Here is a 26,222-nt window from a genome sequence, read left to right as displayed (position 1 = left end):
AAGTGTGCGGACGAGCAACTCGCCCGCGCAACCCTGACCCTGTAAGCCGCAACGATCACTGGGTCTTTTTGATCAGGCCAAAATCCCGCAGGGCCACGTAGGGGTCCCAATACTCGCGCACCGCCTGGATTTGCCCATCCTTGGCCATTCGCAAAATAGCGATGAAGCGCTGCTGGTAGGGCTTGTTAGTGGCGCGAATCACCCCATCGCTGCTGTACTCAAACACATAGGTGCCCTTTTGGGTGGTCTGGAGCAAGGTCCAGGTCTTGGGATCGCTATACCTCAAGTTGCCCAACTGCTTGCTGAAGTTGGTGAAGTAATCGGTCATTTCCTGGCGCCCTTTATTGGCACGCTTAAAGCCCACATTCGGAAAATCATCGACCGGCGCATAGGCCAGTGCGTAAACGCCATCCTTCTGATAATACTTGGCCATTTCGGCTGGATGCTCCGACCAGCCATTCAGGCTACGCCAATAGAAATTCGCGACGTCAGCCGCGGTATACCCAGGTGCCAGATAGTAGAGACCGCCTCGCTCCTTGATGACGGGGGTAGCTTGAGCGTTGGCCCCGACGGAAAAAACCGCAGCCGCGACCCATGCACTCAGTGCCCACCTACGAAGAATCCCCATGCTTATTACCTCACGCTTACGAATGGCTTGAAGTCGATTACGGGGTAACCGACCGTTGAAGCCAGACTAACGAGCAGCTTCGCAGGACGCTTTACCTTGCCTGCTGTTGTGTTGACACATATTGCGCAATGTACGACGCCTAGGGGCGGCGCAACTGGCTAGCGGCCTGCCCCACGATGCGCCGGAACGCACGGGAAAACTGGCTGGCGCCGGCAAACCCGGTGTCCAGGGCAATGTCCAACAGGCTGCGGTCAGTGGTGGTAATCAAGTGCTTGGCCCGATTGACGCGACACAGCAAAAGGTACTGGTACGGTGACATACCGAACGAACGCCGGAAGACCCGAGAGAAATGATAAGGGCTGAGGTTGACGATGTTCGACAAGTCAGCCAGGCGGACTTCGTTGGCCAGGGATGCCTCGATATAGTCGATCAAACGCTGGCGCTGCACAGGCCCGAACTCACCGGTATTCACCGGCACAACCTCCGGCAGTTGTTGCAGCGAACGCACTTCCTGCATCAACAGCATCACCAGGGTTTCCAGGTACAGGGCATCGGTTTTGCCGCTACGCACGACCTGATCCAAGCGCTCCAGCAATCCCCGCAAAAAAGCATCATGGCAACTGATCAGCGGCTTGAGATCCGTTTGTACACGATAGGTCGGGCAGACTGCCGCCAATTGATCCTCATCAATCGACACCAGGGCATAGCCGACCCTGGCACGCTCACCCGTCCACCCTTCGAATAAGGCACCGGCCGGAATAAAATCGACGAACTGGTCCAGAGCCCTCGGCCCAGCCATGCGCAAGCCGTCGATGCTGACCTCGCCATCGCTGACCGAACCCTGCCGATACAGCGCAAACTGATGCTGCGCACGGCGCATTTCAAAGCGATGTGGGCGATGCGCCACCTGCACGCACTCAATCGCACCCCAAGGCGGCAACGTACGACGGATCATCTGTGAAATGCGTGGCGGCGTGTACGTCAGCCCTTGCGGCTCGCTCTCTACTGCTTCGTCAAGAAATGCCTGGACATCGGCATGAGGTAAAGAGGACATCCCGCACTCCCGTTAGCATTCAACCCGGTATTAATTAAATAATGGTGCCTTTCGTTTACCCATCAGGCCTGCCCGGCAGTATGCCGGACACCGCTGCCAAAGGTGCCCCTCAATGATTGAAGCTCGATACACGCCAGCGCTGCTATTGGCCAGCCTCCTGCTCGGTGGCTGTTCCACTGCGCAAGCTCCCGACATCGCAGGCCCCCAGCTGCCGCTGATCGTAGCCCATCGAGGTGGCACGGCGGACTTTCCGGAGAACACGCTACTGGCGATTCAGAACGCCTTGCACCATAACGTCGACATGCTGTGGCTGACCGTGCAACTGAGCCGTGACGACGTGCCCGTGTTGTACCGACCCGCCGACTTGAGTGCCAATACCCAGGGTAGCGGCGCGGTCGCAGAGAAAACCTGGGCGCAGTTGCAACAACTCAACGCTGGCTGGCAGTTCAAGCAAGCTGCAGCGGATGGCCGCGTGACCTTTCCTTATCGCACCCAGGCCGTAGCGTTGCCCTCATTGCAGCAGGCATTGGCGGCGATTCCAGCCAACACCCCGATCATCCTCGACATGAAAGCACTGCCGGCTGCGCCCCAGGCCGCGGCTGTCGCCCGCGTATTGGAGCAGCACCACGCCTGGGACCGCGTGTGGATCTACTCCACCGACGTCAGCTACCAGCAAGCATTTGCCCAATATCCCAAGGCCCGCTTGTTCGAATCCCGCGACCAGACCCGTGAACGCCTGGCCAATGTCGCCCTGGCAAACAGTTGCAAACCGCCTCCGCAACCCGGCGGTTGGGTAGCATTCGAGTACCAGCGCACAGTGGATGTGGTGGAAACCTTCACCCTCGGCGAGGCCCGTTCAGCGGTGAATGCCAAGCTGTGGACGCCCCAGGCTGTCGACTGTTTCCGCGCCAACGGCGAGTCGAATATTCTGGCGATTGGGGTCAACAACGATGACGATTATCGCGCTGCTGCCTGCCTGAAGCTCGATGCGGTGCTGGTGGACTCGCCACGCAAGATGGCGGCAGTGAAGCAGCGGCTCGAACGGCCGCTGCGGTGTCGCTGATTCAGCTCTGCTTGTAGCCGCGCACTTCATCCACGCCACGGTTGGCCAATTGGTCGGCGCGCTCGTTGCCAGGGTGGCCAATGTGGCCGCGTACCCATTTCCAGGTGATGTCGTGACGGTTGCACTGCTCATCGAGCAATTGCCACAGGTCGGCGTTCTTGACCGGCTCCTTGGCCGCCGTCTTCCAGCCGCGTTTTTTCCAGTTGACCATCCACTCGTTGATGCCCTTCATCACATATTGCGAGTCGGTCACCAGCAGTACGTTGCAGCGCCGCTTGAGTTCTTCGAGGCCGCGAATGGCGCCCATCAGTTCCATGCGGTTATTGGTGGTATTGGCTTCGCCGCCCCACAGTTCCTTCTCCACGCCCTTGCACACCAGCAAGGCGCCCCAGCCGCCTGGGCCCGGGTTGCCTTTGCAGGCGCCATCGGTGAAGAGTTCTACGCTATCGGTCATCGGTTATTCGGCCTGAAATCAAAAAGAGGTTTTACGGTTCGCGTTGTTCGCGGTTGACCTTGGCCAACGGCATCGGCACGAGCTTGCCGATCGGCTCGCGGCGTACTTGTTGCACCGGTCGCAGCCCGACCACGATCTTGCGTGCAACCAATAAATAGAAGCCGCCACCCGACAGCTGCCAGGCCCCTGCGCGGCGTTCCCAACCGGCCAGGCGGCCCTGCCACTTGGCAGTCGCAAGCGGCGGACGATAGCACCCGAAGCGGCGTTTCTCCAGCGCAAAGCCCAGCAGGTTGAGCCAGTCACCCACCCGTGATGGCGCGATGCAACGCGCCTGGCGCAGTCCGTCATGGGCGAACACACGGCGCAGGCCCCAACTGCTCCAGGGGTTGATGCCGACAATCAGCAAATGGCCACCAGGGCGAACGCTGCTGGCCGCTTCGCGCAGCAAACCGTGGGGTGACAGGCAGAAATCCAGGCCATGCTGCAACACCACCACATCGGCGGCGTGTTCGCTCAAGGGCCAGGCCTGTTCCTCGCAGACGATTTCCACCCCCGGCAACGGCGCGCCCAGGCGCACATTGCGTTGCACCTGCGGCGCCGAGGGCGGCGTGTCGGCTGACGGGCCGTAGTGCACCAGGTAGCCACCAAAGAACCGGCCCAGCTCGTCTTCGAGCATGCGCCGCTCTTCTTCCAGCAAAAACTGCCCAATCGGCCCGGACAACCATTCGCGGGCCGCGCTGATCAGGGCCAGCCACTCAGGATCGGCCTGGGCGAACGCTTTATCAGTCATTGCATTCTCCAACTCGCCTAGACGTTCTAAGATGCACCAATGTGTTCAGCTTGGCGAATCGAAGAATGATACAGATCAGTGCCCTACCCGCCTTCACCGACAACTACATCTGGTTGTTACAGGACCCCACCACCCAACGCTGCGCGGTGGTCGACCCCGGCGATGCCGCGCCCGTGCTGGCCTGGCTCAAGCAGAATGCGGCGTGGACCCTCAGCGACATCCTGGTCACCCACCATCACCATGATCATGTAGGCGGTGTCGAGCAACTGAAAACTGCCACCGGCGCCAAGGTCTACGGCCCGGCCAACGAAAAGATCCCGGCGCGGGATGTGGCCTTGCACGACAACGACCACATCAACGTGCTGGGCTGGGACTTCGACGTGTACGCCGTGCCAGGCCATACCCTCGGCCACATCGCCTTTTACCACCAAGGCGTGTTGCTGTGTGGCGATACCTTGTTTGCTGCCGGCTGCGGTCGCCTCTTCGAGGGAACGCCCGAACAGATGTACAGCTCCCTGGAACGCCTGGCCGCCCTGCCCGCCGATACGCAGGTGTACTGCACCCACGAGTACACACAAAGTAACCTCAAGTTTGCACAAGCCGTGGAACCGCACAACGCCGACATCGCCGAACGGGTGGAAAATGTCGCCCAACTCCGCGCCCGTGGCGAGATGACGCTGCCATCCAACCTGGCCCTGGAAAAACTTACTAACCCATTTTTGCGCACCGCTGAAACATCCGTTAAACAAAAAGCGGACGAACGGAACGGCCGCGACAACCGCTCTGGGGCCGAGGTGTTTGCTAGCTTGAGGGCTTGGAAAGATAAGTTCTAACCAGATGCAATCTGATACGTAATTTCTGAATGGTTGACCGGAACCAAAGCGCTTTCTAGAATCGCCCGACATTTTTGCCCGGAACTTACTTCCAGCCAATGTCGTCATCTATTCGTAAATCCATTTCTTCAGACGCATTGACCCGCCTGGCTCAAGCCGTGGCGGTGGCCGTTTCCGCAACTCTGGCGGGCTGCCAATCGACCCATTACGCTGCACAATCCACCGTGCAACCCAAACCGAATCTTGCTGCCAAGATCAAGCAAAAACCTATTTGGCTATCAGAGAAGCCCAGCCCCGAAGTGCCCCAGGATGTCTGGGAACGCATGCGTCGGGGCTTTCAATTGCAGGACGGTGTCGGCGTCAACCCGCGCATCGAGCAACAGCGCCTGTGGTTCGCCAGCAACCCCTCCTTTCTGGAGAATGCCGGCGAACGCGGCAGCCTCTACATTCATTACATCGTCGAACGCCTTGAAGAACGCAACATGCCCCTGGAGCTGGCGCTCCTGCCAGTGATTGAAAGTGCCTACAACCCAATGGCCTATTCGCGCAGCGATGCGGTCGGCTTGTGGCAGTTCATTCCCTCCACCGGGCGCTACTTCAACCTGCGCCAGACCCGCGCCTACGACGGCCGCCGCGACATCACCGCCTCCACCACCGCCGCCCTGGACTATCTGACGCGTCTGCATGACATGTTCAACGGCGACTGGCTGCTGGCCCTGGCGGCCTATAACGCCGGCGAAGGCACGGTCAGCCGGGCAATCGAGCGCAACGAGAAGCTCGGCCTGCCCACCGACTACTGGAACCTGCCCCTGCCTCAGGAAACCAAGGACTATGTGCCCAAGTTCCTGGCCTTGTCCCAGGTGGTACTGGCGCCCGAAGCCTACGGCGTCAACCTGAACCCGATTGCCAACACGCCGTACTTCGAAGTGGTTGAAGTCAAGCAAAGCATGGACCTGTCACGGGTTGCCGCGCTGGCCGAGATCGACGAAGACGAACTGTTCCAGCTCAACCCGGCGTTGAAACAACGCACCACCCTGGACGGCCCCCAGCATCTGCTGGTACCGACCTCCAAGGCCCAACTGCTGACCAGCACCCTTTCGACGATGAAGCCGGAAGAATTGCTGAGCATGCGCCCGAAAAAGCCGGTGTTCGACGAAGTCGAGACCAAGGCCGTTGCAGGGCGCACCCGCAGCTACAAGGTACGCAGTGGCGACAACCTCACACTGATCGCCAAGGCCAACAAGGTCGATGTGCATGACCTGCAGCGCTGGAACAAGCTCAACGGCCAGGCTCTCAAGGTCGGCCAGACCCTGGTGATGCAGGACACGCGCAAAGTTGCGGCGAAAAAACCGGTGCAGTACAAGGTCAAGAAAGGTGACTCGCTGTACATGGTGGCCAAGCGCTTCAACGTCGAGATGCAACATCTCAAGCGTTGGAACCCGCGCACCGGCCAGGCACTGAAGCCAGGCCAGATGCTGGTGGTTTCCGGGCCAAGATAAATCAATGTAGGAGCTGGTTTGCCTGCGATGCAGACACCTCGGTGTATGTCCCAGGCACCGAGTCGATGCTATCGCAGGCAAGCCAGCTCCCACATTTGACCTTCATACCGCCCAATAGCTCGCAGTCCGCAACATGGCCTTCCCGACAGCCTTTTTCCAACCGGAACAAGCTGTTACTGTACCGATCATAAAGCCCAAGCCGCCCGGATCGGATCTCTGACTTGAAGCGTCCCCTCCTTTTACTAATAAGCCTGGCCTTGAGCTTTGCGGCGAACGCGACGATCACCGAGAGCCACGGTTATGCGCAGTTCGGCACACTCAAGTACCCGGCCAAATTCACCCATTACGATTGGGTAAACCCTGCAGCGCCAAAAGGCGGCACATTGCGGGTAATGGCATTTGGCACCTTCGATACGCTCAACCCCTATACCTTCAAGGGCTCAAGCCCGGTTTCCACCGCCAATTTCCTGCAGTACGGCGTCAACGAGCTCAATGAGCCCTTGATGGTGGGCACCGGGCAATACGCGCCGTCCGGAGATGAACCCACCTCCAGTTATGGCCTGATCGCCCAGTCGGTGGAATACAGCGAAGACCGCAGTTGGGTGGTATTCAACCTGCGCCCCGAAGCGCGCTTTCACGACGGCAAGCCGATCACCGCCGATGACGTAGCGTTCTCCTATCGCACCCTGCTGACCGAAGGCCACCCGCAGTACCGCACCAACCTGCAGGAAGTGGCCCGGGTCGACATTCTCAACCCTCACCGTATCCGCTTTGTGTTCAAGCGCGCCGGCAACCCCTTGCTGATCCTGCGCCTGGGCGAGTTGCCGGTGCTGCCCCAGCACTATTGGAAAAACCGTGACTTCAAGGCCACCACCTTCGAGCCGCCCCTGGGCAGTGGGCCTTATCGCATCACCAAGGTTGCGCCTGGGCGGCAACTGGTGTTTGAACGGGTCAAGGATTACTGGGGCAAAGACCTGCCGGTCAACCAGGGTTTCTATAACTACGACAAGGTCGAAGTGGAGTTCTATCGCGACAGTGACGTGGCCTTTGAAGCCTTCAAGGCCGGTGAATTCGATATTTATATCGAGCATCAGGCCAAAAACTGGGCCACAGGCTACACCTTCCCGGCGGTCAACCGCGGCGATGTGATCAAGGCGCAGATCGCCCATCAGATCCCCACTCAAAGCCAGGGCCTGTTCATGAATACCCGGCGACCGGCGTTCAGCCAGGCCAAGGTGCGCGAAGCCCTGGGGTTGATGTTCGATTTTGAATGGACCAACCGCACGCTGTTCAGCAGCGCCTATAAGCGTTCGGTGAGCTATTACCCCAACAGTGAATTCTCGGCCACCGGCCTGCCCGTGGGCCATGAGTGGTTGATGCTCTCGCCCTACCGCGACCAACTGCCGGCCGCGCTGTTTACCCAGCCGTTCAACCTGCCGCACACCGACGGCCGCGGCATCCCCCGCGAAACCCTGCGCCAGGCCCTGGCCCTGCTCGGCGAGGCCGGCTGGAAACTGTCGGGGCAGCGCCTACTGGATAAGGACGGGCAACCGCTGCGTCTGGAAATCCTGCTGGTCAACCCGAACCTTGAGCGCATCCTGCAACCTTATGTCGAAAATCTGACCCGCATCGGCATCGACGCCCGCTTGCGCACCGTTGACCGCGCACAGTACAAACAGCGCCTCGATCAATTCGATTTCGACATGATTCTGATGACCCTCAACCAGACCTTGAGCCCCGGTCTTGAGCAGTGGCAGTACTTCCACTCCAGCCAGGCCGCAATCAAGGGCAGCAAGAATTACGCCGGTATCGCCAACCCGGTGGTCGACCACCTGCTGGACCAACTGCTGGCGGCGCAGACCCGCGAAGAACAACTGGCCGCCGGCCGCGCCCTGGACCGGGTGCTGCTGTGGCAGCACTACAGCATTCCCAACTGGTACCTCAACTATCATCGCCTGGCGTACCGCAACCGGTTCGCCTTTGTCACCACGCCGCCCTATAGCCTGGGCCTGAGCGCGTGGTGGCTGAAAGCTTCGGAGAAAGCCCAATGATGTCCTTGCGTACTACCCTGCTCGCCAGCCTGTTGCTGTGCACCGCGGCCCAAGCCGCGCCACAACATGCGCTGACCCTCTACAACGAGCCCCCCAAGTACCCCGCCGACTTCAAGCATTTTGACTACGTAAACCCCGACGCCCCCAAGGGCGGCACCTTCCGCGAATCGGCCATGGGCGGCTTCGACAGCCTCAACCCCTACATCAGCAAGGGCGTGCCGGCGGATAACCTGCCGCTGATCTACGACACCCTGGCCATGCAGAGCCTGGACGAACCCATCACCGAATACGGCCTGGTGGCCGGCAAGATCGAAAAAGCCCCGGACAACAGCTGGGTGCGCTTCTACCTGCGCCCCGAAGCGCGCTTCCATGACGGCCACCCGATCCGCGCTGAAGACGTGGTGTTCACCTTCCAGACCCTGATCAAGGAAGGCAACCCGCTGTACCGCAACTACTACGCCGACGTCGATGAGGTGGTGGCCGAAGACCCGTTGCGCGTGCTGTTCAAGTTCAAGCGCACCAACAACCGCGAGTTGCCGCTGATCCTGGGGCAGTTGCCAGTGCTGCCCAAACACTGGTGGGCGAGCCGGGATTTTTCCAAGGGCAACCTGGAAATCCCTCTGGGCAGCGGGCCTTACCAGGTGGCCGAGGTCAAGCCAGGCCGTATGATTCGCTACGAGCGAGTCAAGGATTATTGGGCCAAGGACCTGCCGGTCAATAAGGGCTTCTACAACTTCGATACCCGCATCACCGATTACTACCGCGACAGCACCGTCTCCCTGGAAGCCTTGAAGGCCGGGCAGTTCGACTACTGGCTGGAGTTCAGCGCCAAGAACTGGGCCAATGCCTACAACATTCCAGCGGTGAAAGAAGGCCGCTTGATCAAGGAAGAAATCCCCAACGGCAACCCCACTGGCATGCAGGGTTTTGTGTTCAACATGCGCAAGCCGATGTTCCAAGACGTGCGGGTGCGCAAGGCCATCAGCCTGTTGCTGGATTTCGAATGGAGCAACAAGCAGTTGTTCAACGGTGCCTACACCCGCACCCGCAGCTATTTCGAAAACTCGGAAATGGCCGCCACCGGCCTACCCGGCCCGGATGAACTGGCGATCCTTGAGCCGCTGCGTGACAAGATCCCTGGCGAAGTCTTCACCCAGGCCTTCGAACCGTCCCACACCGACGGCAGCGGCATGATCCGCACCCAACAGCGCGAGGCCTACCAACTGCTGCAAGAGGCAGGCTGGAAGATTGTTGACGACAAAATGGTCGACAGCACCGGCAAGCCCGTGACCATCGAGTTCATGCTGGCCCAGACCGAGTTCGAGCGCATCCTCCTGCCGTTCAAGCGCAACCTGGCAGACCTGGGCATCGACCTGGTAATTCGTCGCGTGGACGTCTCACAGTTCGTCAACCGCCTGCGCTCGCGCGACTTCGACATGCTGGTGGGCAGCTTCCCGCAATCCACCTCGCCGGGTAACGAGCAGCGCGAGTTCTGGAAATCCTCCAGCGCCGACAAGCCCGGCAGCCGCAACTACATGGGCCTCAAGGACCCCGCCGTCGACCAGTTGGTGGAGGAGTTGATCGACGCCGGTTCGCGCCAAAGTCTGATCGCCCACGCCAGGGCGCTGGATCGTGTGCTGCAGTTTGGTTACTACGTGATTCCCAACTGGCACATCAAGACCTTCCGCGTCGCGTACTGGGACCACCTGGGCCACCCCAAGGTCTCGCCACGCTACGACGTCGGCACCGCGACCTGGTGGGCTAAACCCGACGTCAAACCAGCGGTATCCCTCGACACCACACAGAACGCCGATGCGGCGAGCGGAGGCAATTGAATGCTGGCCTATATTGCTCGCCGCCTGTTGCTGATCATCCCCACACTGTTCGGGATCTTGCTGATCAACTTCGTCATCATCCAGGCCGCGCCCGGCGGCCCGGTGGAGCAAATGATCGCCAAGCTCGAAGGCTTCGACGGCGCCACCAGCCGCATTGCCGGCGGCGGAGCCGAAGTCGCGGTGGCCGGCTCCAGCTACCGTGGCGCCCAGGGCCTGGACCCGGCGCTGATCAAGGAAATCGAAAAGATGTACGGCTTCGACAAGTCGGCGCCGGAACGCTTGTGGATCATGGTCAAGAACTACGCCCAGCTGGATTTCGGTGACAGCTTTTTCCGCGACGCCAAGGTCATCGACCTGATCAAGGAGAAGATGCCGGTGTCCATTTCCCTGGGGTTATGGAGCACCCTGATCATGTACCTGGTGTCCATCCCCCTGGGGATCGCCAAGGCCACGCGCCACGGCAGCCATTTCGATGTGTGGACCAGCTCGGCGATCATCGTCGGCTATGCGATACCGGCGTTCCTGTTTGCGATTTTGCTGATCGTGGTGTTTGCCGGTGGCAGTTATTTCGACTGGTTCCCATTGCGCGGGCTCACGTCCAACAACTTCGACGAGTTGAGCTGGGGCGGCAAGATCCTCGATTACTTCTGGCACCTGGCGCTGCCCGTCACCGCCCTGGTGATCGGCAACTTCGCGACCATGACCCTGCTGACCAAGAACAGTTTTCTCGACGAGATCAACAAGCAGTACGTGGTCACTGCCAAGGCCAAGGGCCTGACCAACAGGCGCGTGCTGTATGGCCACGTGTTCCGCAACGCCATGCTGCTGGTGATCGCCGGTTTCCCTTCGGCCTTCATTGGCATCTTCTTTACCGGCTCGTTGCTGGTGGAAGTGATCTTCTCCCTCGACGGCCTGGGCCTGATGAGCTTTGAAGCGGCGATCAACCGTGACTACCCGGTGGTGTTCGGCACGCTGTTTATCTTCACCCTGCTGGGGCTGATCGTGAAACTGATCGGCGACCTCACCTACACCCTGGTCGATCCGCGTATCGACTTTGCCAGCCGGGAGCATTGAGATGAACCTGTCCCCCCTCAATCGCCGCCGATTCGAGCGGTTCAAGGCCAACAAGCGTGGCTGGTGGTCGCTGTGGCTGTTCCTGGTGCTGTTCGTGCTGAGCCTGGGCGCCGAGTTGATCGCCAACGACAAGCCCCTGGCGGTGCACTTCGACGGCGGTTGGTACTTCCCGGCGCTCAAGCGCTACCCGGAGACCACCTTCGGCGGTGAATTCCCGTTGGAAGCCAACTACAAGAGCCCCTACATCCAGGAACTGCTCAAGGCCAAGGACGCCTGGACCTTGTGGGCGCCGATTCCATTCAGCTACCAGAGCATCAATTACGACCTGAAAGTCCCGGCCCCGGCGCCGCCGTCCTCGGTCAACCTGCTGGGCACCGATGACCAGGGGCGCGATGTGCTCGCGCGGGTGATCTACGGCTTTCGCGTGTCGGTGCTCTTTGCCCTGACCCTGACCATACTCAGCTCGATCATCGGCGTGATTGCCGGCGCCTTGCAGGGCTTTTATGGCGGTTGGGTCGACCTGGCCGGGCAACGTTTCCTGGAAATCTGGTCCGGCTTGCCGGTGCTCTACCTGCTGATCATCCTGGCCAGCTTCGTGCAACCCAACTTCTGGTGGTTGCTGGGGATCATGCTGCTGTTTTCCTGGATGAGCCTGGTGGATGTGGTGCGCGCCGAGTTCCTGCGCGGGCGCAACCTGGAGTACGTGCGCGCGGCGCGGGCGTTGGGCATGCAGAACGGCGCGATCATGTTCCGTCACATCCTGCCCAATGCGATGGTTTCGACCATGACCTTCCTGCCCTTCATCCTCACCGGCGCCATTGGCACCCTCACCGCCCTGGATTTTCTCGGCTTCGGGCTGCCGGCAGGTTCGCCGTCGCTGGGTGAGCTGGTGGCCCAGGGCAAGTCCAACCTGCAAGCGCCGTGGCTGGGCATGAGCGCTTTCGCGGTGCTGGCGATCATGTTGAGCCTGCTGGTGTTTATCGGCGAGTCCGCTCGCGATGCGTTCGACCCGAGGAAATGAGATGAATCCGGACAATCTGATCGAAATCCGCGACCTCAGTGTCGAGTTCGTCACCGGCGAGCATCATCACCGGGTGGTCAACCACGTGAGCTTCGACATCAAGCGCGGCGAAACCCTGGCGCTGGTGGGCGAAAGCGGTTCGGGTAAATCGGTCACCGCCCATTCGATTCTGCGCCTGCTGCCCTACCCTCTGGCAAGGCATCCGTCTGGCACCATCGAATATTCAGGGCAAGACCTGCTGACGCTCAAAGAGAAGACCCTACGGCATATACGCGGCAATCGTATTGCGATGATCTTCCAGGAGCCGATGACCTCGTTGAACCCGCTGCACTCCATCGAAAAACAGATCAACGAAGTGCTCGGGCTGCACAAGGGCCTGACCGGCAAGGTCGCCACCCAGCGCACGTTGGAGTTGCTGGAACTGGTGGGCATCCCCGAGCCCCACAAACGCCTCAAGGCGTTGCCCCACGAGCTGTCCGGCGGCCAGCGCCAGCGGGTGATGATCGCCATGGCATTGGCCAACGAGCCTGAGCTGTTGATCGCCGACGAGCCGACCACCGCCCTCGACGTCACCGTGCAGTTGAAGATTCTGGAATTGCTCAAGGAGTTGCAGGCGCGGCTGGGCATGGCGCTGTTGCTGATCAGCCACGACCTCAACCTGGTACGGCGTATCGCCCACCGCGTTTGCGTGATGCAGCAAGGTTGCATCGTGGAGCAGGCCGATTGCGAGACGCTGTTCCAGTCGCCCCAGCATCCCTACACCCAGGAACTGCTCGCGGCGGAGCCCAGTGGCGGTCCGGCCAATAATGAGGTCGGCCCACCGCTGCTGGAGGTGGACGACCTGAAAGTCTGGTTTCCGATCAAGAAAGGCTTTTTGCGCAACACCGTGGATTACGTCAAGGCCGTGGACGGCATCAATTTCAGCCTGCCCCAGGGGCAAACCCTGGGCATCGTGGGTGAAAGTGGCTCGGGCAAATCCACCCTGGGCCTGGCAATTTTGCGCCTGATCGGCAGCAAGGGTGGGATTCGCTTTGAAGGCCAGCAAATGGACAGGCTTACCCAGCAACAGGTGCGGCCGTTGCGCCGGGAAATGCAGGTGGTGTTCCAGGACCCGTTCGGCAGTTTGAGCCCGCGCATGTGCGTCAGCGAAATCGTCGGCGAGGGCTTGCGCATCCACAAGATGGGCACGCCCGCCGAACAGGAAGCGGCGATTATCGCGGCGCTCAAGGAAGTGGGCCTGGACCCCGAATCCCGGCATCGCTACCCCCATGAATTCTCCGGCGGCCAGCGCCAACGCATCGCCATCGCCCGAGCGCTGGTGCTCAAGCCACGCCTGATCCTGCTGGACGAACCCACCTCGGCCCTGGACCGCACGGTACAACGCCAAGTGGTTGAGTTGCTGCGCGGCTTGCAGGCCAAGTACAACCTGACCTACTTGTTTATCAGCCATGACCTGGCGGTGGTCAAGGCGCTGAGTCACCAATTGATGGTGGTCAAGCAAGGCCAGGTGGTGGAGCAAGGCGATGCCCAGGCTATTTTTGCTGACCCGCAGCACGCGTATACCCGGCAGTTGCTCCAGGCAGCCTTTCTCGTACCTGCCTGACAAAAGGCCAGCCCCTCGCGGTGCTGGCTGATACAAGCCACGGCCTTGCAGGAAACCCCTGCTACGAAGGTGCCGACCGCCACTGTCAACATCCGGCTTTACCCTCAAAACCGGAACCGTACTCATGGAAGACTTTCACGCCCTCGCCCTGACCTGGGATACCGCCCTGCCGGTCACGCTCAAACCTACGAGCACCTTTGTAAGTGAGCGCCAGGCCTTGCTTACGGAGGGTGACCGCAATCTGATCGAGCAACTGACCAGCCTGCTTTGCGCCCCCGCGAGCCAGGCCCTGGCAGCCCCCATACACCCCATACCGATTGCCCCCGGGTCATTGCTGGGTCAATGGAGCGCAGCCTTCGGCAAATCCATCAACGCCAAGGGGTTCAGGGCCTGGGCCGACGCTCAGGGCATTACCCCCAAGAGCCTGCGGGTCCAGAACAGCACCCTGAGCGCCACCGTGGGCAACCAACCCAAAACCTTCAAGATGGCCGACGCGTCCGGCTGGTGGGCCCACGCCAACCCGATTATTTTTATCAGCCAACTAATCGACCCGATGGGGCTGGGTTTGCCGCTGATCGACCCGCAGCCGCAGGCGATCACCCTGACCTGGCCGTTGAACCTGGTACTGGCCTTCCATGGCTTGCCGATGCCCGCCAATCACCTACAGGCCCAGACAATTGTCGAAGAACTCAGGACCCTGGGCCGTTTTCCAGGCTTTGACGATAATGGGCGCAGCAAGTCAATGATCTACGCTGAGTTGACCGAGCAGTCCCAGGACAGCCAGCAACTGGCCGATGCTCTGGCTCTGATTACCCTGGACAGCGAGGCCTATTCGCCTCTGGACATTTATCGCACGCGCCTGCAACTGACGTCCGATTCGCGACTGGCCAGGACCTTGAAACAAGCAGCGAGCCTGCTGCAGGCGATCATGGATGAAAACGATCTGGGCACGAACACGCAAGCAACAACCGGCGTTTACTTCAACTTCCAGCTCCAGCAACTGGCGGTGCCCCACATTGACAATGAGCAAGAGTGGAGCTTCCTTGACCCGGCCAATCACGATGCCCGCTGGGACACGCTGGTGTCGTTGAGCAAACAGTTGGGGCTGGATCTTTATCTCAATCATAGCCTCAGCGTGGCTGCGGCATTGCAGGCCTACGCCATCGAGCGCCCCTGGAGCGTCTCGGCCATCAACGCCCTTGTCGGGCGCTTGCGCCAAGTGCCCAAACCGGCAGTACCGGTGGTACTCAACGCCAGGCGCTCCTTTGCCGAGCTGTACCGTTATCAACACTATGTCGGCGTGTTGAACGACCGTCATACGTTGCACACTGCACTGGCGAAGGCCATCGACGATGGCGCGATGCTAAGTCCCGACGGCCTTGACAGGTTGATCAGCGCCGATCCGGACGCCCTCGAGGCCACCGTGAAAAAAGCCTACGGGCAATTAACTGTCCTGACCGACGACTCAGCCTTCCTGGCCCTGCGCGTTAGCAAGCGCATCGATCCCTCCAGCCACATGATACTGAGCGCCACCGGCAGCCTTAGCGCCTGCGACCTGGACGGCAAATGGGTATCACTGACCGATGCCGTACTGGAACAACCCAGGCTGGCGACGCTGTTACGCCAACTTCAGGATTTGGCAGCCAAGACCGGCGGCTATCTGCGCACCGACAACACGGTGACCCTCGCCCAGGCGTTGAAGCTTTACCACTTCAGTTTGCCCCGCACATTGGAAGAAGCGCTCGTCACGTTACAGCGCCTGGAAGTCATCCAGCCCCTGTCAGTCAGCGATCGTGCCTGGTGGCGTGCTCTCAAACCGTCGACCGGCTGGCAGGCGACGGCGTGGCAGCTGTCGACGTCGGAACGCCAACAAGTCTTGACCATCAGCGACGCATTCATGACGGACAAGGACGGTCTGCTGTTTGAAGTGCTTGGCGGGGTCGACCTGGCCGGCAAGTCCGTCGCCGACGTGCACGCAGAAGCAGACTTTCTCCTGATGCGCGTGCTGGCGTCCTCCTTGGCGCAACAACTGGGTGAACGCCTGTCAAACGCCCTGCACTGGCACGGCGGGCATGCCGGTGAAAGCACCGAGAGCGGCAGTCGCAACGCACTGATCCTGGCCGCGTTGATTTTGAGCCTTGATCCCGAGCCGCACGTGCATCCCACCCGTATCAACTCCATCGACTGGCAGGATGATTACCACTGGGGCGAATCCGCATCTTTCACCCGCCACCAGATCGAAGCCAGCCTGCACGGGCTCAACGCACCGGTCGCAGCCTTGGCCACCCACCTGCTGCTCTGCGGAAAAAGCCCACACTTGCTGGTTCGCGACATTCCCGAATCCACCCCTTGCCAGAGCTCCCAGGCCTGGGTGCTGTTCCGCCAGTACGTAAGCTACATGGAAAAGGTCGTGCAAGGGTCGTCTCGTCAGTTGAGCTATCAGCAGATCATGAGCCTGGCCTACCTACCCCCCGAGGGGACGTGGAAAAACTTCCTGGAGAGTCACGAAGCAGCCGGCCCCGTCCTGGACTGGGCCGAGGCCAATGGCGTACTGGGCACCCAGGCACGTACCGGTTCCCTGGCGTTGAACACCGCACGCCAAGCGCTCAATTTTCAACGTGCACGCCTGGCGTCAACCCTGCGAACATTTGCCCAGCCCATCGTCACTTTGCGCCAGACCGCCCTGCAGGATCTGCGCAAGGTCTACCCCGGCAACCCCCTGCTCGAAACACCCCTGTTGATGTGGCTGCCGGAAAACTCGCCGTTTTCAGAAGAGGGTCGTTTCGAGGATGTACATACCGGCCCCAAGTATTCGTTCGTCGACTTGCACATGGCTGGCAGCCTGGACGCCGCCTCAAATCGCTGGCACTCCTCGAACCCGGCGATCAAATACCGGGAAATGGCCAAGCGCTTTCATCTGCTGGGGCAGATCAACAGCGTATTTTCCACCGCCTTTGACAAGAAGCTGCAGCAGTTGAAGGCCGCTTACGGGGAATCCATTCGTTATTGGCTGTCGCACCTGACCTTACCGCGGCGTGAAGCCATGGAATACGGCAATGTGCAGTTTTTCAGCGTGAGTCGACGGGGGCCGCGCGACTCTACCGAGGTGGGTCGATTGGCTGTGCTGGTGTATGTCGCATATTTCACTGAGCGGTACTTCTATGAATGCTTCCCCAGGCAGATGCTGATTCGCCCAAGACGCGAGCTGAACTACACCCAGGTCATGCGAGCCGTCGACACTGCCACTCACCAAGCCTGGATGCGCTTCGACTGGCAGGCATATGCACACGGAACGCCGCCGGCCAAGGTCGCTCTGACGGCTGTTGATACCAGCCTGGTGCTCAACATGCTCGACCATAAGCTGCCCAGCGCAGACAGCATTCCCGCGCCAGACAGCCTGGGCCGACGCGTCCCCCGCACCTTGGACTCACCACGCAGCTACGCCCTGACGAAGATTATTGTCGAACAGCACTTGTTGCACGACAGCTTGGCTTTGAGCCAGCAAGCCAAGTTGCCGATTAGCCTGCAGGCAGCTGCCAACGGCAGTGACCCCTGGGCCGACTATCTGCGCGACCTGGCGCTCGAACCTCAGGAGGCTTGAACAATCGCGTTTTTTATATAACGCTGCTGGCCTGCTCATTCGATTACCTTCCGGGAGCGCCCGTCCATGACCGCCGTTACAGCACCGTTTTTCTGGCGCGACGAACGCCTGCCGTTCATCGAGGCGCGCACCATTGCCGACGGGCGCAAGGTCACGTATACCCGGCATGCCCACGAGCACTTTTCCATCGGTGCGATCACCACCGGCTGCAGCTATTACCACTACGGCGCTCGCACCTTCGAAATCAGCGCCGGCACCGTGGTGCTGATGAACCCCGGAGATGTGCATGCCTGCAATCCCATCCATGACCAGCCCTGGTCCTATTACATGCTGTACCTCGACACGCCCTGGCTGACCGACCTGCAATACCAACTGGGGTTCAGTACCGACCAGGGCTACCGGCCATTCGACACGCCCCATACCCGCGACACCGGGCTGTACCACGGTTTGCTCGAACTGTACCGCACGCTAGTGGATGATCAGGCCGAACTGCTGCAAAAGCAGAGCACGCTGGTGAGTTACTTCACCGACGTGCAACAGCGCCTGAACCCTTCGCTGACGCCGGTACGCGAGGTCAACCATAAGCTGGAGCGCGCCGCCGACTACATTCGTGCCTACTGCACACAGGCCTTGAAACTCGAAGACATCTGCGAGGCCGCCGACCTGTCGCCGTCTTACCTGATCCGCGCGTTCAAGCGGTATTATGGCTTGACGCCCCACGCTTTCATGGTCAACCGGCGCATCCAGTTCGCCCGCAGCCAACTGCGCAATGGCGCGCTGATTGCCGACGTCGCCCTGGCCGCGGGCTTTGCCGACCAGGCGCACTTCCAGCGCACCTTCAAACAACATTTTGCGGCCACGCCGGGGCAGTACCGCGAGAACCTCAAGCCATCAGCAAATAACCCACACTGGCCGCCAGCAACGCGGCCATTGAGCGGTTGAACAGGCGCACACCCTTCGGGTTGTTCAAATAGCGGCGCAAAAACGTCCCCGCATACGCCCAGCACGCCACCGAGAGGTAGCAGATCACCAGGTAAAGCGCGGCAAACAACCACACCTGCGCCGCATCGCCGTCAGCCACAAACAACCCCATGCCTGCCACACACGCCAGCCAGGCTTTCGGGTTGAGCCACTGCATGATCGCGCCATACAGCATCGACGGCGCGGTGTGGGCACCGTCAGCGTCCAGGCGGCCATCGTCCACCGCCAGCTTCCACGCCATATACAACAAGAACGCGACCCCGCCCCAGCGGATCAATTGGATCAGGATCGGCCAGCGCACCAGCACTTCATGCAGCCCCAAGCCGATCAGTACCAACAACAAGGTGAAACCTACGGCAGCGCCCAACACATGTTTCTGGCTGGCGACAAAACCGAAACGCGCGCCGGCACTTAACGCGACCACATTGACAGGCCCGGGAGTGATGGACGTGGCCAGGGCAAAAGCGGCCATGGAGAGAATCAAGCTCATTACAATTCCTTGTGTGATGCCAACGATGTTGAGATCACGGTAACGCGCACAAAGACGAGAGGTATTGAAGAAAATGCCCCTTAGTCTTTCAGAACGAGCGAGGATCGTGGATATCAGGTAGATAGGTGTCGGCTTTGAGGCCGCCATCGCAGGCAAGCCAGCTCCACAGTTGGCTGGCCTTCTTCTCTTCTGCATCCGATATTTATGCTCACTTCCCAACTTAATAATATTTTATTAATAACTCCCTGCCCCCTAACTTGACGTCATGCCCAAGCTGAATCCAACTGCATTACGCAAGGATAGAGACATGACTGTAGCAATAACAAAAATAGACACGCTGGTGGTTGGCGCAGGTCAAGCTGGCGTGGCCATGAGCGAGCATTTGAGCAAGCAAGGCGTGCCGCACCTGGTGTTGGAGCGCAGCCGCATCGCCGAGCGCTGGCGCACCGGGCGTTGGGACTCGCTGGTCGCCAACGGCCCAGCCTGGCATGACCGCTTCCCCGGCCTGGAATTCGATGACGTCCCCGCCGATGGCTTCGCGCCCAAAGAGCGCGTCGCTGATTACTTCGAAGCCTATGCCCGTAAATTCAATGCGCCGATCCGCACCGGCGTGGACGTCACCTCAGTGGTCCGCAACATCGGCCGCCCCGGCTTTACCGTGCACACCAGCGAAGGCGTGATCGAAGCCAACCGCGTGGTGGCCGCCACCGGGCCATTTCAGAAGCCGGTGATTCCTGGCATAGCGCCCAAAAACACCGTGCTGCACCAGATCCACTCCGCCGACTATCGCAACCCTGGGCAACTGCCCGCGGGCGCTGTATTGGTGGTGGGCGCTGGCTCGTCCGGGGTGCAAATTGCGGACGAATTGCAGCGCTCCGGCCGCCAGGTGTACCTGTCGGTTGGCGCCCATGACCGCCCGCCTCGCGCCTATCGCAACCGCGATTTCTGCTGGTGGCTGGGCGTATTGGGCGAGTGGGACCAGGCGGCGATGAAACCCGGCCGCGAGCACGTCACCATTGCCGTGAGCGGCGCTCACGGCGGCAAGACCATCGACTTTCGCGAGCTGGCCCAGCAAGGCATGACCCTGGTCGGCCTGACCCACGCTTTCAACGGCACGGTGGCAACGTTCCAACCCAACCTGGTGGAAAACCTGGCGCGCGGTGATGAGAACTACCTGACCCTGCTGGACGCGGCCGACGCCTATATCGAGCGCAACGGCCTCGACCTGCCCCTGGAGCCCGAGGCACGTCGCGTGTTCCCTGACGCTGAATGCATCAAGCAGCCGATCCTGGAGCTGGACCTGGCGCAAGCCGGCATCACCTCGATCATCTGGGCCACCGGATTTGCCGTGGACTACAGCTGGTTGCAGGTAGACGCCTTCGACGCCGCCGGCAAGCCGCAACACCAGCGCGGTGTCTCCAGCGAAGCGGGCATCTACTTCCTCGGTTTGCCGTGGCAATCGCGGCGTGGCTCGTCGTTTATCTGGGGCGTGTGGCACGACGCCAAATACGTGGCCGACCATATCGCCATCCAGCGTCAGTACCTTGAGTACCGCGAAGCCGCCCCGGTTGCCCGCCAGTCCCCTGTCAGCGCCTGATCACTTTTCCCTGGAGTTTTTTGATGCCTACCCACACTCGCATTCGCATGTTCAACACCAAAGCAACCTATCCCAACCAGAGCCTGGACAACGACCTATGCCAGGCCGTGCGCGCCGGCAACACCGTGTACGTACGCGGCCAGGTGGGCACTGATTTCGACGGCAACCTGGTCGGCCTCGGCGACCCACGGGCCCAGGCCGAGCAGGCGATGAAGAACGTCAAGCAACTGCTGGAAGAAGCCGGCAGCGACCTCAGCCATATCGTCAAGACCACCACCTATTTGATCGACCCACGCTACCGCGAGCCGGTGTACCAGGAAGTCGGCAAGTGGCTCAAGGGCGTGTTCCCGATTTCCACCGGGCTGGTGGTTTCGGCCCTGGGCCAGCCGCAGTGGCTGATGGAAATTGATGTGATCGCGGTTATTCCAGAGTAAGGAGGCTAGCCATGACCTTTTCCATCGTCGGCCGTTGTGCAGAGACCGGCCAACTGGGCGTTGCCATCAGCTCATCGAGCATCGCCGTGGGCGCCCGCTGCCCGTGGCTGCGGCCCGGCGTGGGCGCAGTGTCGACCCAGAACATCACCTTGCCGGCTCTCGGCCCGGACGTCCTCGACGGGCTGGAACAGGGCCTGGCCCCCGCCGCCGCCGTCGACAAAGCGCTCACCCGCAACGGCTACAGCCAGTACCGGCAACTGACGGCAATTGACCATCTGGGCCGCAGCGTGCATTTCAGCGGCAGCCAGACCCTGGGTACCCATCACGCGGTGTCGGGCGAGCAATGCGTGGCGGCGGGCAATATGCTCGCCGCCCCTGAAGTGATCACCGCGATGGTCACGGCCTTCGAACAGGGCGAAGGCCAGCTCGCAGACCGCCTGCTGGCGGCCATGCACGCCGCCATCGCCGCCGGTGGCGAAGCCGGCCCGGTGCACTCCGCCGCGCTGGTGGTGGTGGGCGAGTTGACGTGGCCGATCATCAACTTGCGCGTGGATTGGGCCGACGATGCGCCGATTGGCGAATTGCAAAAACTCTGGGACGCCTACCGCCCACAGGTGCAGGACTATATCGATCGCGCCCTCGCCCCCGACCGCTCCCCCGGCTACGGCGTGGCCGGAGACGACCGATGAGCCGCAGCCGCGAACTGCTGGAAACCCTGGTGGGCTTCGACACCACCAGCCGCGAGTCCAACCTGCAATTGATCGAGTATGTGCGCGATTACCTGGCCGGGTTTGGCGTGGCCAGCGAGCTGGTCTACAACGCGCAACGCAGCAAGGCTAACCTGTTTGCCAGCATCGGCCCGGTGGAACTGCCAGGTATCGTACTGTCGGGGCATACCGACGTGGTGCCGGTGGACGGGCAACCGTGGACCCTGCCGCCGTTCACACTGACCGAGCGTGATGGCAAGCTGTTCGGACGCGGCACCGCCGACATGAAGGGGTATATCGCCTGCGTGCTGGCGTTGGTGCCGGCGTTGGTCAAAGCGCCGTTGCGCCTGCCGGTGCATATCGCCCTGTCCTACGATGAAGAAGTCGGCTGCCTGGGCGTGCGCTCGCTGCTCGCGGTTCTGGAACAACGTCCGGTCAAGCCGATGCTGTGCATCATTGGCGAGCCGACCGAACTCAAACCGGTGCTGGGCCACAAGGGCAAGTTGGCGATGCGCTGCGATGTGCAGGGCCAGGCGTGCCACTCGGCCTATGCGCCCTCGGGTGTGAATGCGATAGAACACGCCGCCGAATTGATCGGTGAACTGGGGCGCATTGGCCAGCGGTTACGCGCACGGCAGGACCCACGTTTTGACCCGCCGTTCAGCACGGTACAGACCGGCATGATCAACGGCGGCAAGGCTTTGAATATCGTGCCGGCCGACTGCCGCTTTGACTTTGAAGTGCGCGCCCTGCCCTCCATGGACCCGGGCGAAGTGGCTGAAGAGTTGCAGGCCTACGCGCTGCAGCGGGTGTTGCCGCGCATGCAGGCGGTCAGCACACAGAGTTCGATTCGGTTCACCGAGTTGTCAGCCTACCCAGGGCTGGTCACGGATGAGCGCAGCCAGGCGGCGCAGTTGATTGCGGCGTTTTGCGGCTCGCGGGACTTCGGCACCGTGGCGTTTGGTACCGAGGGCGGGCTGTTCGATGCGGCGGGAATTCCCACCGTGGTGTGCGGGCCAGGCAGCATGGACCAAGGGCATAAGCCCGATGAGTTTGTGAGCCTGGAGCAGCTTGATGGCTGCGATGCCATGTTGCAGCGGTTGTTAGGTTTTATCAGAACCTGAAGACTCGGTCATCACCCTCTGTAGGAGCGAGCTTGCTCGCTCCTACCCTATTCAGCCGAGCAAACGTGCAAGCTCTTCGCGGCAGTAGTCGACAAACAACTGCACCGGTTTGGTCAAAGGTGCGCGGCGTAGCCAGACGGCCGACAACCCCGACCCCGTGACCGTTTCCGCCAAGGGAATACACACCACTTTCTGCCCATCATAGGTGTACTCACTGAACGGTTTGGTCACCAGGATCGAGAACCCGAACCCACGCCCCACCATGCCCCGCACCATTTCGATGGAGGGCGAGCTGAACACGATATTCGGCGTCAGCCCGCGCTCTTCGAAGATGCTCACGAAGTAGGTACGGCTGGGCAACACGTCCAGCAAAATCATCGGCTCCAGCACCAGGTCGGCCAGGGACACCTTGGCCTGCTGGGCAAAGCGGTGATCGGCGGGCAGCAGCGCATAGGGCTGTTGGGGCGGCATCAGCGGCGTGGTCTCGATGGTACCGCCCAGGTCGTGCTCAAACAGCATCGCCACGTCGATACTGCCCGCCGTCAGTGCCTGCACCAGTTCCTGCTGCTCGCCATCGCGGATGCGGATCTCCACACCCGGCCAGCGCGCCTTGAAGCCGGCGATCAAGCGTGGCAGGTACAACGGTGCCACAGTTTCAAAACAGCCAATGTCGATCTGCCCGGCCACCACATCGTTATCGGCCAGGGCGTTCTGCTCGAACTCATGGGCCACCCGCAACAACTCCAACGCCTTGCGATAAAAGCGCGCGCCGCTGGGCGTGAGGGAAACGCCCTGGGCGTGATGGCGGATAAACAGCTGCACGCCAAAGCTATCTTCCAGTTGCTTGATCGCCGTGGACACCGACGGCTGGGCGATATACAGCTTGCGCGACGCCTCGGCAACGCTGCCGCATTCGGCCGTGGTCACAAAATATCTGAGCTGACGCAGGTTATAGACTGCCATCGGCACCTCCCTAAACGTGGTGTTTTGCCCCAAACAAGTGCGCAGAAACACCGGTTTTTCAAGCCATTGACGTGCATGCAACATACCGGAGCAAAAAATCTCACGAGATACTTTTTTTAAGGTCTATAGCAACAAACTTACTAATTTACCTGCCTGCGCCCATTGCAGATGATCACTCCAACAACAAAGCGGCGCCCATGCGCCGCACAGCGAAGTACGCCCACGTACTCACCTTGCCTTGGAGCTCGTCATGGTTACCACTGCAACATCCAGCGCCCCGCTCATCGAAAAACACACGATTGGATACGTGCCCCCGCAAGATCGCCATGGAAAGGTAAGAGATCTGTTCACCCTGTGGTTCGGCGGCAACATCGCGCCGTTGCCGATCGTCACTGGCGCCCTGGGTGTACAACTGTTCCAACTCAACCTGGTGTGGGGCATTGTCGCCATCCTTGTCGGCCATTTGGTCGGCGGTGTGTTGATGGCATTGCACTCGGCCCAGGGCCCGCAGATGGGCATTCCGCAGATGATCCAGAGCCGCGCGCAGTTCGGCTCCCTCGGCGCGTTGCTGGTGGTGGTGATTGCCGGGGTGATGTATATCGGTTTCTTCGCCTCCAACATCGTGCTGGCCGGTAAATCCCTGCATGGCGTGGTGGACGCCGTGCCTGTGCCGGTGGGCATCGTTATCGGCGCCATCGGTTCCGGGATTATCGGCATCATCGGCTACCGCTTCATCCACGTACTCAACCGCATCGGCACCTGGGTGCTGGGCGCCGGCATTGTGCTGGGCTTTGGCTACATCTTCACCCATGTGCAGACCACCGATTTTCTAACCCGTGGCAGCTTCAACATCTCCGGTTGGCTGGCCACCGTTTCCCTGGCTGCGCTGTGGCAAATCGCATTTGCGCCCTACGTGTCGGACTACTCTCGCTACCTGCCCGCCGACGTGCCGGTGGCCGCCACCTTCTGGACTACCTACCTGGGCTCGGCGCTGGGGTCGAGCCTGGCCTTCATCTTCGGCGCGGTGGCGGTGCTCGCTACGCCGGTGGGCATGGACACCATGGACGCGGTCAAACTGGCCACCGGCGCCATCGGCCCGTTGATGCTGGTGCTGTTTTTGCTCAGCGTGATCAGCCATAACGCCCTCAACCTGTACGGCGCGGTGCTGTCGATCATCACCCTGGTACAGACCTTCGCCTACAGCTGGATCCCCACTGCGAAAAGCCGTGCAGTGATCTCCATCATCGTGCTGGCCGCCTGCTCGATTGCGGCGGTGTTTGCCTCCCAAGACTTCATCGGTCACTTCGTCGACATGGTGCTGGTGCTGCTCGTGGTGCTGGTGCCCTGGACGGCGATCAACCTCATCGACTTCTATGCGATCCATAAAGGCAAGTACGACATCGCCTCGATCTTCCGCGTGGATGGCGGCATCTACGGCAAGTACAACCCACAGGCGTTGCTGGCGTATGCGGTGGGGATTGCGGTGCAGATTCCGTTCATGAACACGCCGCTGTATGTGGGGCCGATTTCGCAGCACATCAACGGCGCGGACTTATCGTGGGTGGTGGGGCTGGCGGTGACATCGCCGCTGTACTTCTGGCTGGCGAGCCGGGACAGTGCGTATAAGCGCCGGATGGACAGTGGGAAGTTGGTGGGTGGGGTTTGATACATCCTGTCGGTTGCGCCTGTGCGGTGGTCACTTTATAGTTCGCTCCGTCGCTGGCATTGGTCGGCGATGGGGTTTCGCAGCCCTACAAAATCACTACTAGTACCGTCAAACATGACGCAGCAGATTTTCAGCTGCCTCTCGTTTTATGGCGGTTGTGCGTGGGAGACCTTCTGGTCTGCCGGGTGCTGGTAGTGGTCCCCCGGTCTGCGAACCCGCGCACAGCTGCCACCCATTTGTTTCGCAGCAAAACGGTGGTGTTTTTTCTTTTTTAAGGACCACTACTATGACTGATCAACACCCGCCCCGCCGCTTCACCCCCATGTCCCAAACCGCAACCGACTATCCGGTACTGCTGATCGACAGCGACGCACCGCTCAACGAGTTGCACGCCTGCGCCAGCGAACGCCTCAACGCCGCACTCGCCTACCTGCACTTGATGGCCTGCTCCAACGTATCGGACTATGCCGAGCACGATATCAACACCGTCGCCAATACCGCCCGGATCATGGTCCAGGATGTGGCGGATGTGTTTACGGTGATTGAAAAGCGCGGCCTTGATTCGCCTGCTGTGGCTTGATGGGCTGTAAGTTGTGAGAAACCCGCCTCGGCGGGTTTTCTGGTTTTTGCGAAGCTCAACCCTACCCGCATTGCCTTTTGTAGGAGCGAGCTTGCTCGCTCCTACAAAAGGCGGTAACCACGATGCGAAGCGAGCCGCTCTTGATCTTGATCTGCTTTTGATCTCAGGCGCCCC

The 26,222-nt window shown here is 60.7% G+C and carries 22 protein-coding genes; 16 read left to right on the top strand and 6 right to left on the bottom strand.

Annotated features, from left to right (window positions below):
• Positions 1 to 55: 55 nt before the first annotated feature.
• Together E1K68_RS12555 and E1K68_RS12550 are read right to left on the bottom strand one after the other, a co-directional pair.
• On the bottom strand, positions 56 to 628 hold the full coding sequence (locus E1K68_RS12555; protein ID WP_047710654.1) for a hypothetical protein: 573 nt from the start codon (positions 626 to 628) through the stop codon (positions 56 to 58).
• A 139-nt stretch (positions 629 to 767) separates the two neighbouring features.
• Positions 768 to 1,682 (bottom strand): AraC family transcriptional regulator, encoded by a 915-nt coding sequence (locus E1K68_RS12550; protein ID WP_212614166.1) that lies wholly within the window; start codon positions 1,680 to 1,682, stop codon positions 768 to 770.
• 112 nt (positions 1,683 to 1,794) lie between these two features.
• On the opposite strand from E1K68_RS12550, the gene E1K68_RS12545 reads away from it, so the two are divergent.
• Complete coding sequence (locus tag E1K68_RS12545) at positions 1,795 to 2,745, top strand: glycerophosphodiester phosphodiesterase family protein (protein ID WP_057709841.1); 951 nt, start codon at positions 1,795 to 1,797, stop codon at positions 2,743 to 2,745.
• 1 nt (position 2,746) lies between these two features.
• Here the strand turns inward: E1K68_RS12545 and rnhA are convergent, their stop codons facing one another.
• Both rnhA and E1K68_RS12535 read right to left on the bottom strand, forming a co-directional pair.
• Positions 2,747 to 3,199: a ribonuclease HI gene (gene rnhA / locus E1K68_RS12540; RefSeq protein ID WP_003173571.1), complete on the bottom strand. Its 453-nt coding sequence runs from the start codon at positions 3,197 to 3,199 to the stop codon at positions 2,747 to 2,749.
• Positions 3,200 to 3,230: 31 nt separating this feature from the next.
• On the bottom strand, positions 3,231 to 3,989 hold the full coding sequence (locus tag E1K68_RS12535) for a methyltransferase domain-containing protein (RefSeq protein WP_003190694.1): 759 nt from the start codon (positions 3,987 to 3,989) through the stop codon (positions 3,231 to 3,233).
• Positions 3,990 to 4,054: 65 nt separating this feature from the next.
• Here E1K68_RS12535 and gloB point away from each other — a divergent pair, with 65 nt between their 5' ends.
• From gloB to E1K68_RS12490, 9 genes are all read left to right on the top strand, one after another.
• Positions 4,055 to 4,822, top strand: coding sequence for a hydroxyacylglutathione hydrolase (gene gloB / locus E1K68_RS12530; protein WP_003190693.1), 768 nt, complete (start codon positions 4,055 to 4,057; stop codon positions 4,820 to 4,822).
• 98 nt (positions 4,823 to 4,920) lie between these two features.
• Positions 4,921 to 6,321 carry a transglycosylase SLT domain-containing protein gene (locus E1K68_RS12525; RefSeq protein WP_003190692.1) on the top strand — a complete coding sequence of 467 codons (1,401 nt, stop codon included), beginning with the start codon at positions 4,921 to 4,923 and terminating at the stop codon, positions 6,319 to 6,321.
• A gap of 221 nt (positions 6,322 to 6,542) precedes the next feature.
• Positions 6,543 to 8,372 carry an extracellular solute-binding protein gene (locus tag E1K68_RS12520; protein ID WP_003190691.1) on the top strand — a complete coding sequence of 610 codons (1,830 nt, stop codon included), beginning with the start codon at positions 6,543 to 6,545 and terminating at the stop codon, positions 8,370 to 8,372.
• Positions 8,369 to 10,207 carry an extracellular solute-binding protein gene (locus tag E1K68_RS12515; protein ID WP_003190690.1) on the top strand — a complete coding sequence of 613 codons (1,839 nt, stop codon included), beginning with the start codon at positions 8,369 to 8,371 and terminating at the stop codon, positions 10,205 to 10,207. The genes E1K68_RS12520 and E1K68_RS12515 overlap by 4 nt, the downstream gene beginning before the upstream one ends.
• Entirely contained in the window at positions 10,208 to 11,281 is a 1,074-nt protein-coding gene (locus tag E1K68_RS12510; protein ID WP_034135393.1) for a microcin C ABC transporter permease YejB, read from the top strand.
• A gap of 1 nt (position 11,282) precedes the next feature.
• Complete coding sequence (locus E1K68_RS12505) at positions 11,283 to 12,302, top strand: ABC transporter permease (protein ID WP_003190688.1); 1,020 nt, start codon at positions 11,283 to 11,285, stop codon at positions 12,300 to 12,302.
• 1 nt (position 12,303) lies between these two features.
• The gene (locus tag E1K68_RS12500; RefSeq protein ID WP_212614165.1) at positions 12,304 to 13,905 is read left to right on the top strand and encodes an ABC transporter ATP-binding protein; all 1,602 of its coding nucleotides are present in this window, start codon (positions 12,304 to 12,306) and stop codon (positions 13,903 to 13,905) included.
• A 124-nt stretch (positions 13,906 to 14,029) separates the two neighbouring features.
• On the top strand, positions 14,030 to 17,506 hold the full coding sequence (locus tag E1K68_RS12495) for a hypothetical protein (protein WP_212614164.1): 3,477 nt from the start codon (positions 14,030 to 14,032) through the stop codon (positions 17,504 to 17,506).
• Positions 17,507 to 17,572: 66 nt separating this feature from the next.
• On the top strand, positions 17,573 to 18,448 hold the full coding sequence (locus tag E1K68_RS12490; RefSeq protein ID WP_212614163.1) for an AraC family transcriptional regulator: 876 nt from the start codon (positions 17,573 to 17,575) through the stop codon (positions 18,446 to 18,448).
• Here the strand turns inward: E1K68_RS12490 and E1K68_RS12485 are convergent.
• Positions 18,390 to 18,977, bottom strand: a complete 588-nt coding sequence (locus E1K68_RS12485; RefSeq protein WP_003190682.1) for a LysE family translocator — start codon at positions 18,975 to 18,977, stop codon at positions 18,390 to 18,392. The genes E1K68_RS12490 and E1K68_RS12485 overlap by 59 nt on opposite strands.
• Before the next feature lie 265 nt (positions 18,978 to 19,242).
• On the opposite strand from E1K68_RS12485, the gene E1K68_RS12480 reads away from it, so the two are divergent.
• From E1K68_RS12480 to argE, 4 genes are read left to right on the top strand one after another with little or no spacing between them, the layout of a single operon-like run.
• Positions 19,243 to 20,574 (top strand): NAD(P)/FAD-dependent oxidoreductase, encoded by a 1,332-nt coding sequence (locus tag E1K68_RS12480; protein WP_192001855.1) that lies wholly within the window; start codon positions 19,243 to 19,245, stop codon positions 20,572 to 20,574.
• A gap of 23 nt (positions 20,575 to 20,597) precedes the next feature.
• The gene (locus E1K68_RS12475; RefSeq protein ID WP_034135389.1) at positions 20,598 to 21,008 is read left to right on the top strand and encodes a RidA family protein; all 411 of its coding nucleotides are present in this window, start codon (positions 20,598 to 20,600) and stop codon (positions 21,006 to 21,008) included.
• An 11-nt stretch (positions 21,009 to 21,019) separates the two neighbouring features.
• The gene (locus tag E1K68_RS12470; protein ID WP_212614162.1) at positions 21,020 to 21,697 is read left to right on the top strand and encodes a DUF1028 domain-containing protein; all 678 of its coding nucleotides are present in this window, start codon (positions 21,020 to 21,022) and stop codon (positions 21,695 to 21,697) included.
• Positions 21,694 to 22,839 carry an acetylornithine deacetylase gene (gene argE / locus E1K68_RS12465; protein ID WP_212614161.1) on the top strand — a complete coding sequence of 382 codons (1,146 nt, stop codon included), beginning with the start codon at positions 21,694 to 21,696 and terminating at the stop codon, positions 22,837 to 22,839. Before E1K68_RS12470 ends, argE begins: the two co-directional genes overlap by 4 nt.
• Before the next feature lie 51 nt (positions 22,840 to 22,890).
• On the opposite strand, the gene E1K68_RS12460 is transcribed toward argE, so the two are convergent.
• Positions 22,891 to 23,802: a LysR substrate-binding domain-containing protein gene (locus tag E1K68_RS12460; protein WP_034135386.1), complete on the bottom strand. Its 912-nt coding sequence runs from the start codon at positions 23,800 to 23,802 to the stop codon at positions 22,891 to 22,893.
• A gap of 250 nt (positions 23,803 to 24,052) precedes the next feature.
• Between E1K68_RS12460 and E1K68_RS12455 the strand changes: the two genes are divergently transcribed.
• On the top strand, positions 24,053 to 25,468 hold the full coding sequence (locus E1K68_RS12455; RefSeq protein ID WP_057709831.1) for a cytosine permease: 1,416 nt from the start codon (positions 24,053 to 24,055) through the stop codon (positions 25,466 to 25,468).
• A gap of 286 nt (positions 25,469 to 25,754) precedes the next feature.
• The gene (locus E1K68_RS12450; protein ID WP_057709830.1) at positions 25,755 to 26,048 is read left to right on the top strand and encodes a hypothetical protein; all 294 of its coding nucleotides are present in this window, start codon (positions 25,755 to 25,757) and stop codon (positions 26,046 to 26,048) included.
• Positions 26,049 to 26,222 lie beyond the last annotated feature (174 nt).

The sequence above is a fragment of the Pseudomonas sp. B2021 genome (assembly GCF_018135665.1).
Classification (GTDB): Bacteria; Pseudomonadota; Gammaproteobacteria; order Pseudomonadales; family Pseudomonadaceae; genus Aquipseudomonas; species Aquipseudomonas lactis.
The sequence above is the reverse complement of the archived record's forward strand: the minus strand, read 5'-3'. Positions and strand labels throughout refer to the sequence as shown.

Excerpts from the sequence above, each read along its gene's own strand:
- E1K68_RS12515 (WP_003190690.1), top strand. The coding sequence starts at position 8,369 with ATGATGTCCTTGCGTACTACCCTGCTCGCCAGCCTGTTGCTGTGCACC.
- E1K68_RS12545 (WP_057709841.1), top strand. The coding sequence starts at position 1,795 with ATGATTGAAGCTCGATACACGCCAGCGCTGCTATTGGCCAGCCTCCTG.
- gloB (WP_003190693.1), top strand. The coding sequence starts at position 4,055 with ATGATACAGATCAGTGCCCTACCCGCCTTCACCGACAACTACATCTGG.
- E1K68_RS12535 (WP_003190694.1), bottom strand. The coding sequence starts at position 3,989 with ATGACTGATAAAGCGTTCGCCCAGGCCGATCCTGAGTGGCTGGCCCTG.
- argE (WP_212614161.1), top strand. The coding sequence starts at position 21,694 with ATGAGCCGCAGCCGCGAACTGCTGGAAACCCTGGTGGGCTTCGACACC.
- E1K68_RS12555 (WP_047710654.1), bottom strand. The coding sequence starts at position 628 with ATGGGGATTCTTCGTAGGTGGGCACTGAGTGCATGGGTCGCGGCTGCG.
- E1K68_RS12550 (WP_212614166.1), bottom strand. The coding sequence starts at position 1,682 with ATGTCCTCTTTACCTCATGCCGATGTCCAGGCATTTCTTGACGAAGCA.
- E1K68_RS12450 (WP_057709830.1), top strand. The coding sequence starts at position 25,755 with ATGACTGATCAACACCCGCCCCGCCGCTTCACCCCCATGTCCCAAACC.
- rnhA (WP_003173571.1), bottom strand. The coding sequence starts at position 3,199 with ATGACCGATAGCGTAGAACTCTTCACCGATGGCGCCTGCAAAGGCAAC.
- E1K68_RS12455 (WP_057709831.1), top strand. The coding sequence starts at position 24,053 with ATGGTTACCACTGCAACATCCAGCGCCCCGCTCATCGAAAAACACACG.
- E1K68_RS12485 (WP_003190682.1), bottom strand. The coding sequence starts at position 18,977 with ATGAGCTTGATTCTCTCCATGGCCGCTTTTGCCCTGGCCACGTCCATC.
- E1K68_RS12490 (WP_212614163.1), top strand. The coding sequence starts at position 17,573 with ATGACCGCCGTTACAGCACCGTTTTTCTGGCGCGACGAACGCCTGCCG.
- E1K68_RS12460 (WP_034135386.1), bottom strand. The coding sequence starts at position 23,802 with ATGGCAGTCTATAACCTGCGTCAGCTCAGATATTTTGTGACCACGGCC.
- E1K68_RS12510 (WP_034135393.1), top strand. The coding sequence starts at position 10,208 with ATGCTGGCCTATATTGCTCGCCGCCTGTTGCTGATCATCCCCACACTG.
- E1K68_RS12500 (WP_212614165.1), top strand. The coding sequence starts at position 12,304 with ATGAATCCGGACAATCTGATCGAAATCCGCGACCTCAGTGTCGAGTTC.
- E1K68_RS12480 (WP_192001855.1), top strand. The coding sequence starts at position 19,243 with ATGCCCAAGCTGAATCCAACTGCATTACGCAAGGATAGAGACATGACT.
- E1K68_RS12470 (WP_212614162.1), top strand. The coding sequence starts at position 21,020 with ATGACCTTTTCCATCGTCGGCCGTTGTGCAGAGACCGGCCAACTGGGC.
- E1K68_RS12525 (WP_003190692.1), top strand. The coding sequence starts at position 4,921 with ATGTCGTCATCTATTCGTAAATCCATTTCTTCAGACGCATTGACCCGC.
- E1K68_RS12495 (WP_212614164.1), top strand. The coding sequence starts at position 14,030 with ATGGAAGACTTTCACGCCCTCGCCCTGACCTGGGATACCGCCCTGCCG.
- E1K68_RS12505 (WP_003190688.1), top strand. The coding sequence starts at position 11,283 with ATGAACCTGTCCCCCCTCAATCGCCGCCGATTCGAGCGGTTCAAGGCC.
- E1K68_RS12475 (WP_034135389.1), top strand. The coding sequence starts at position 20,598 with ATGCCTACCCACACTCGCATTCGCATGTTCAACACCAAAGCAACCTAT.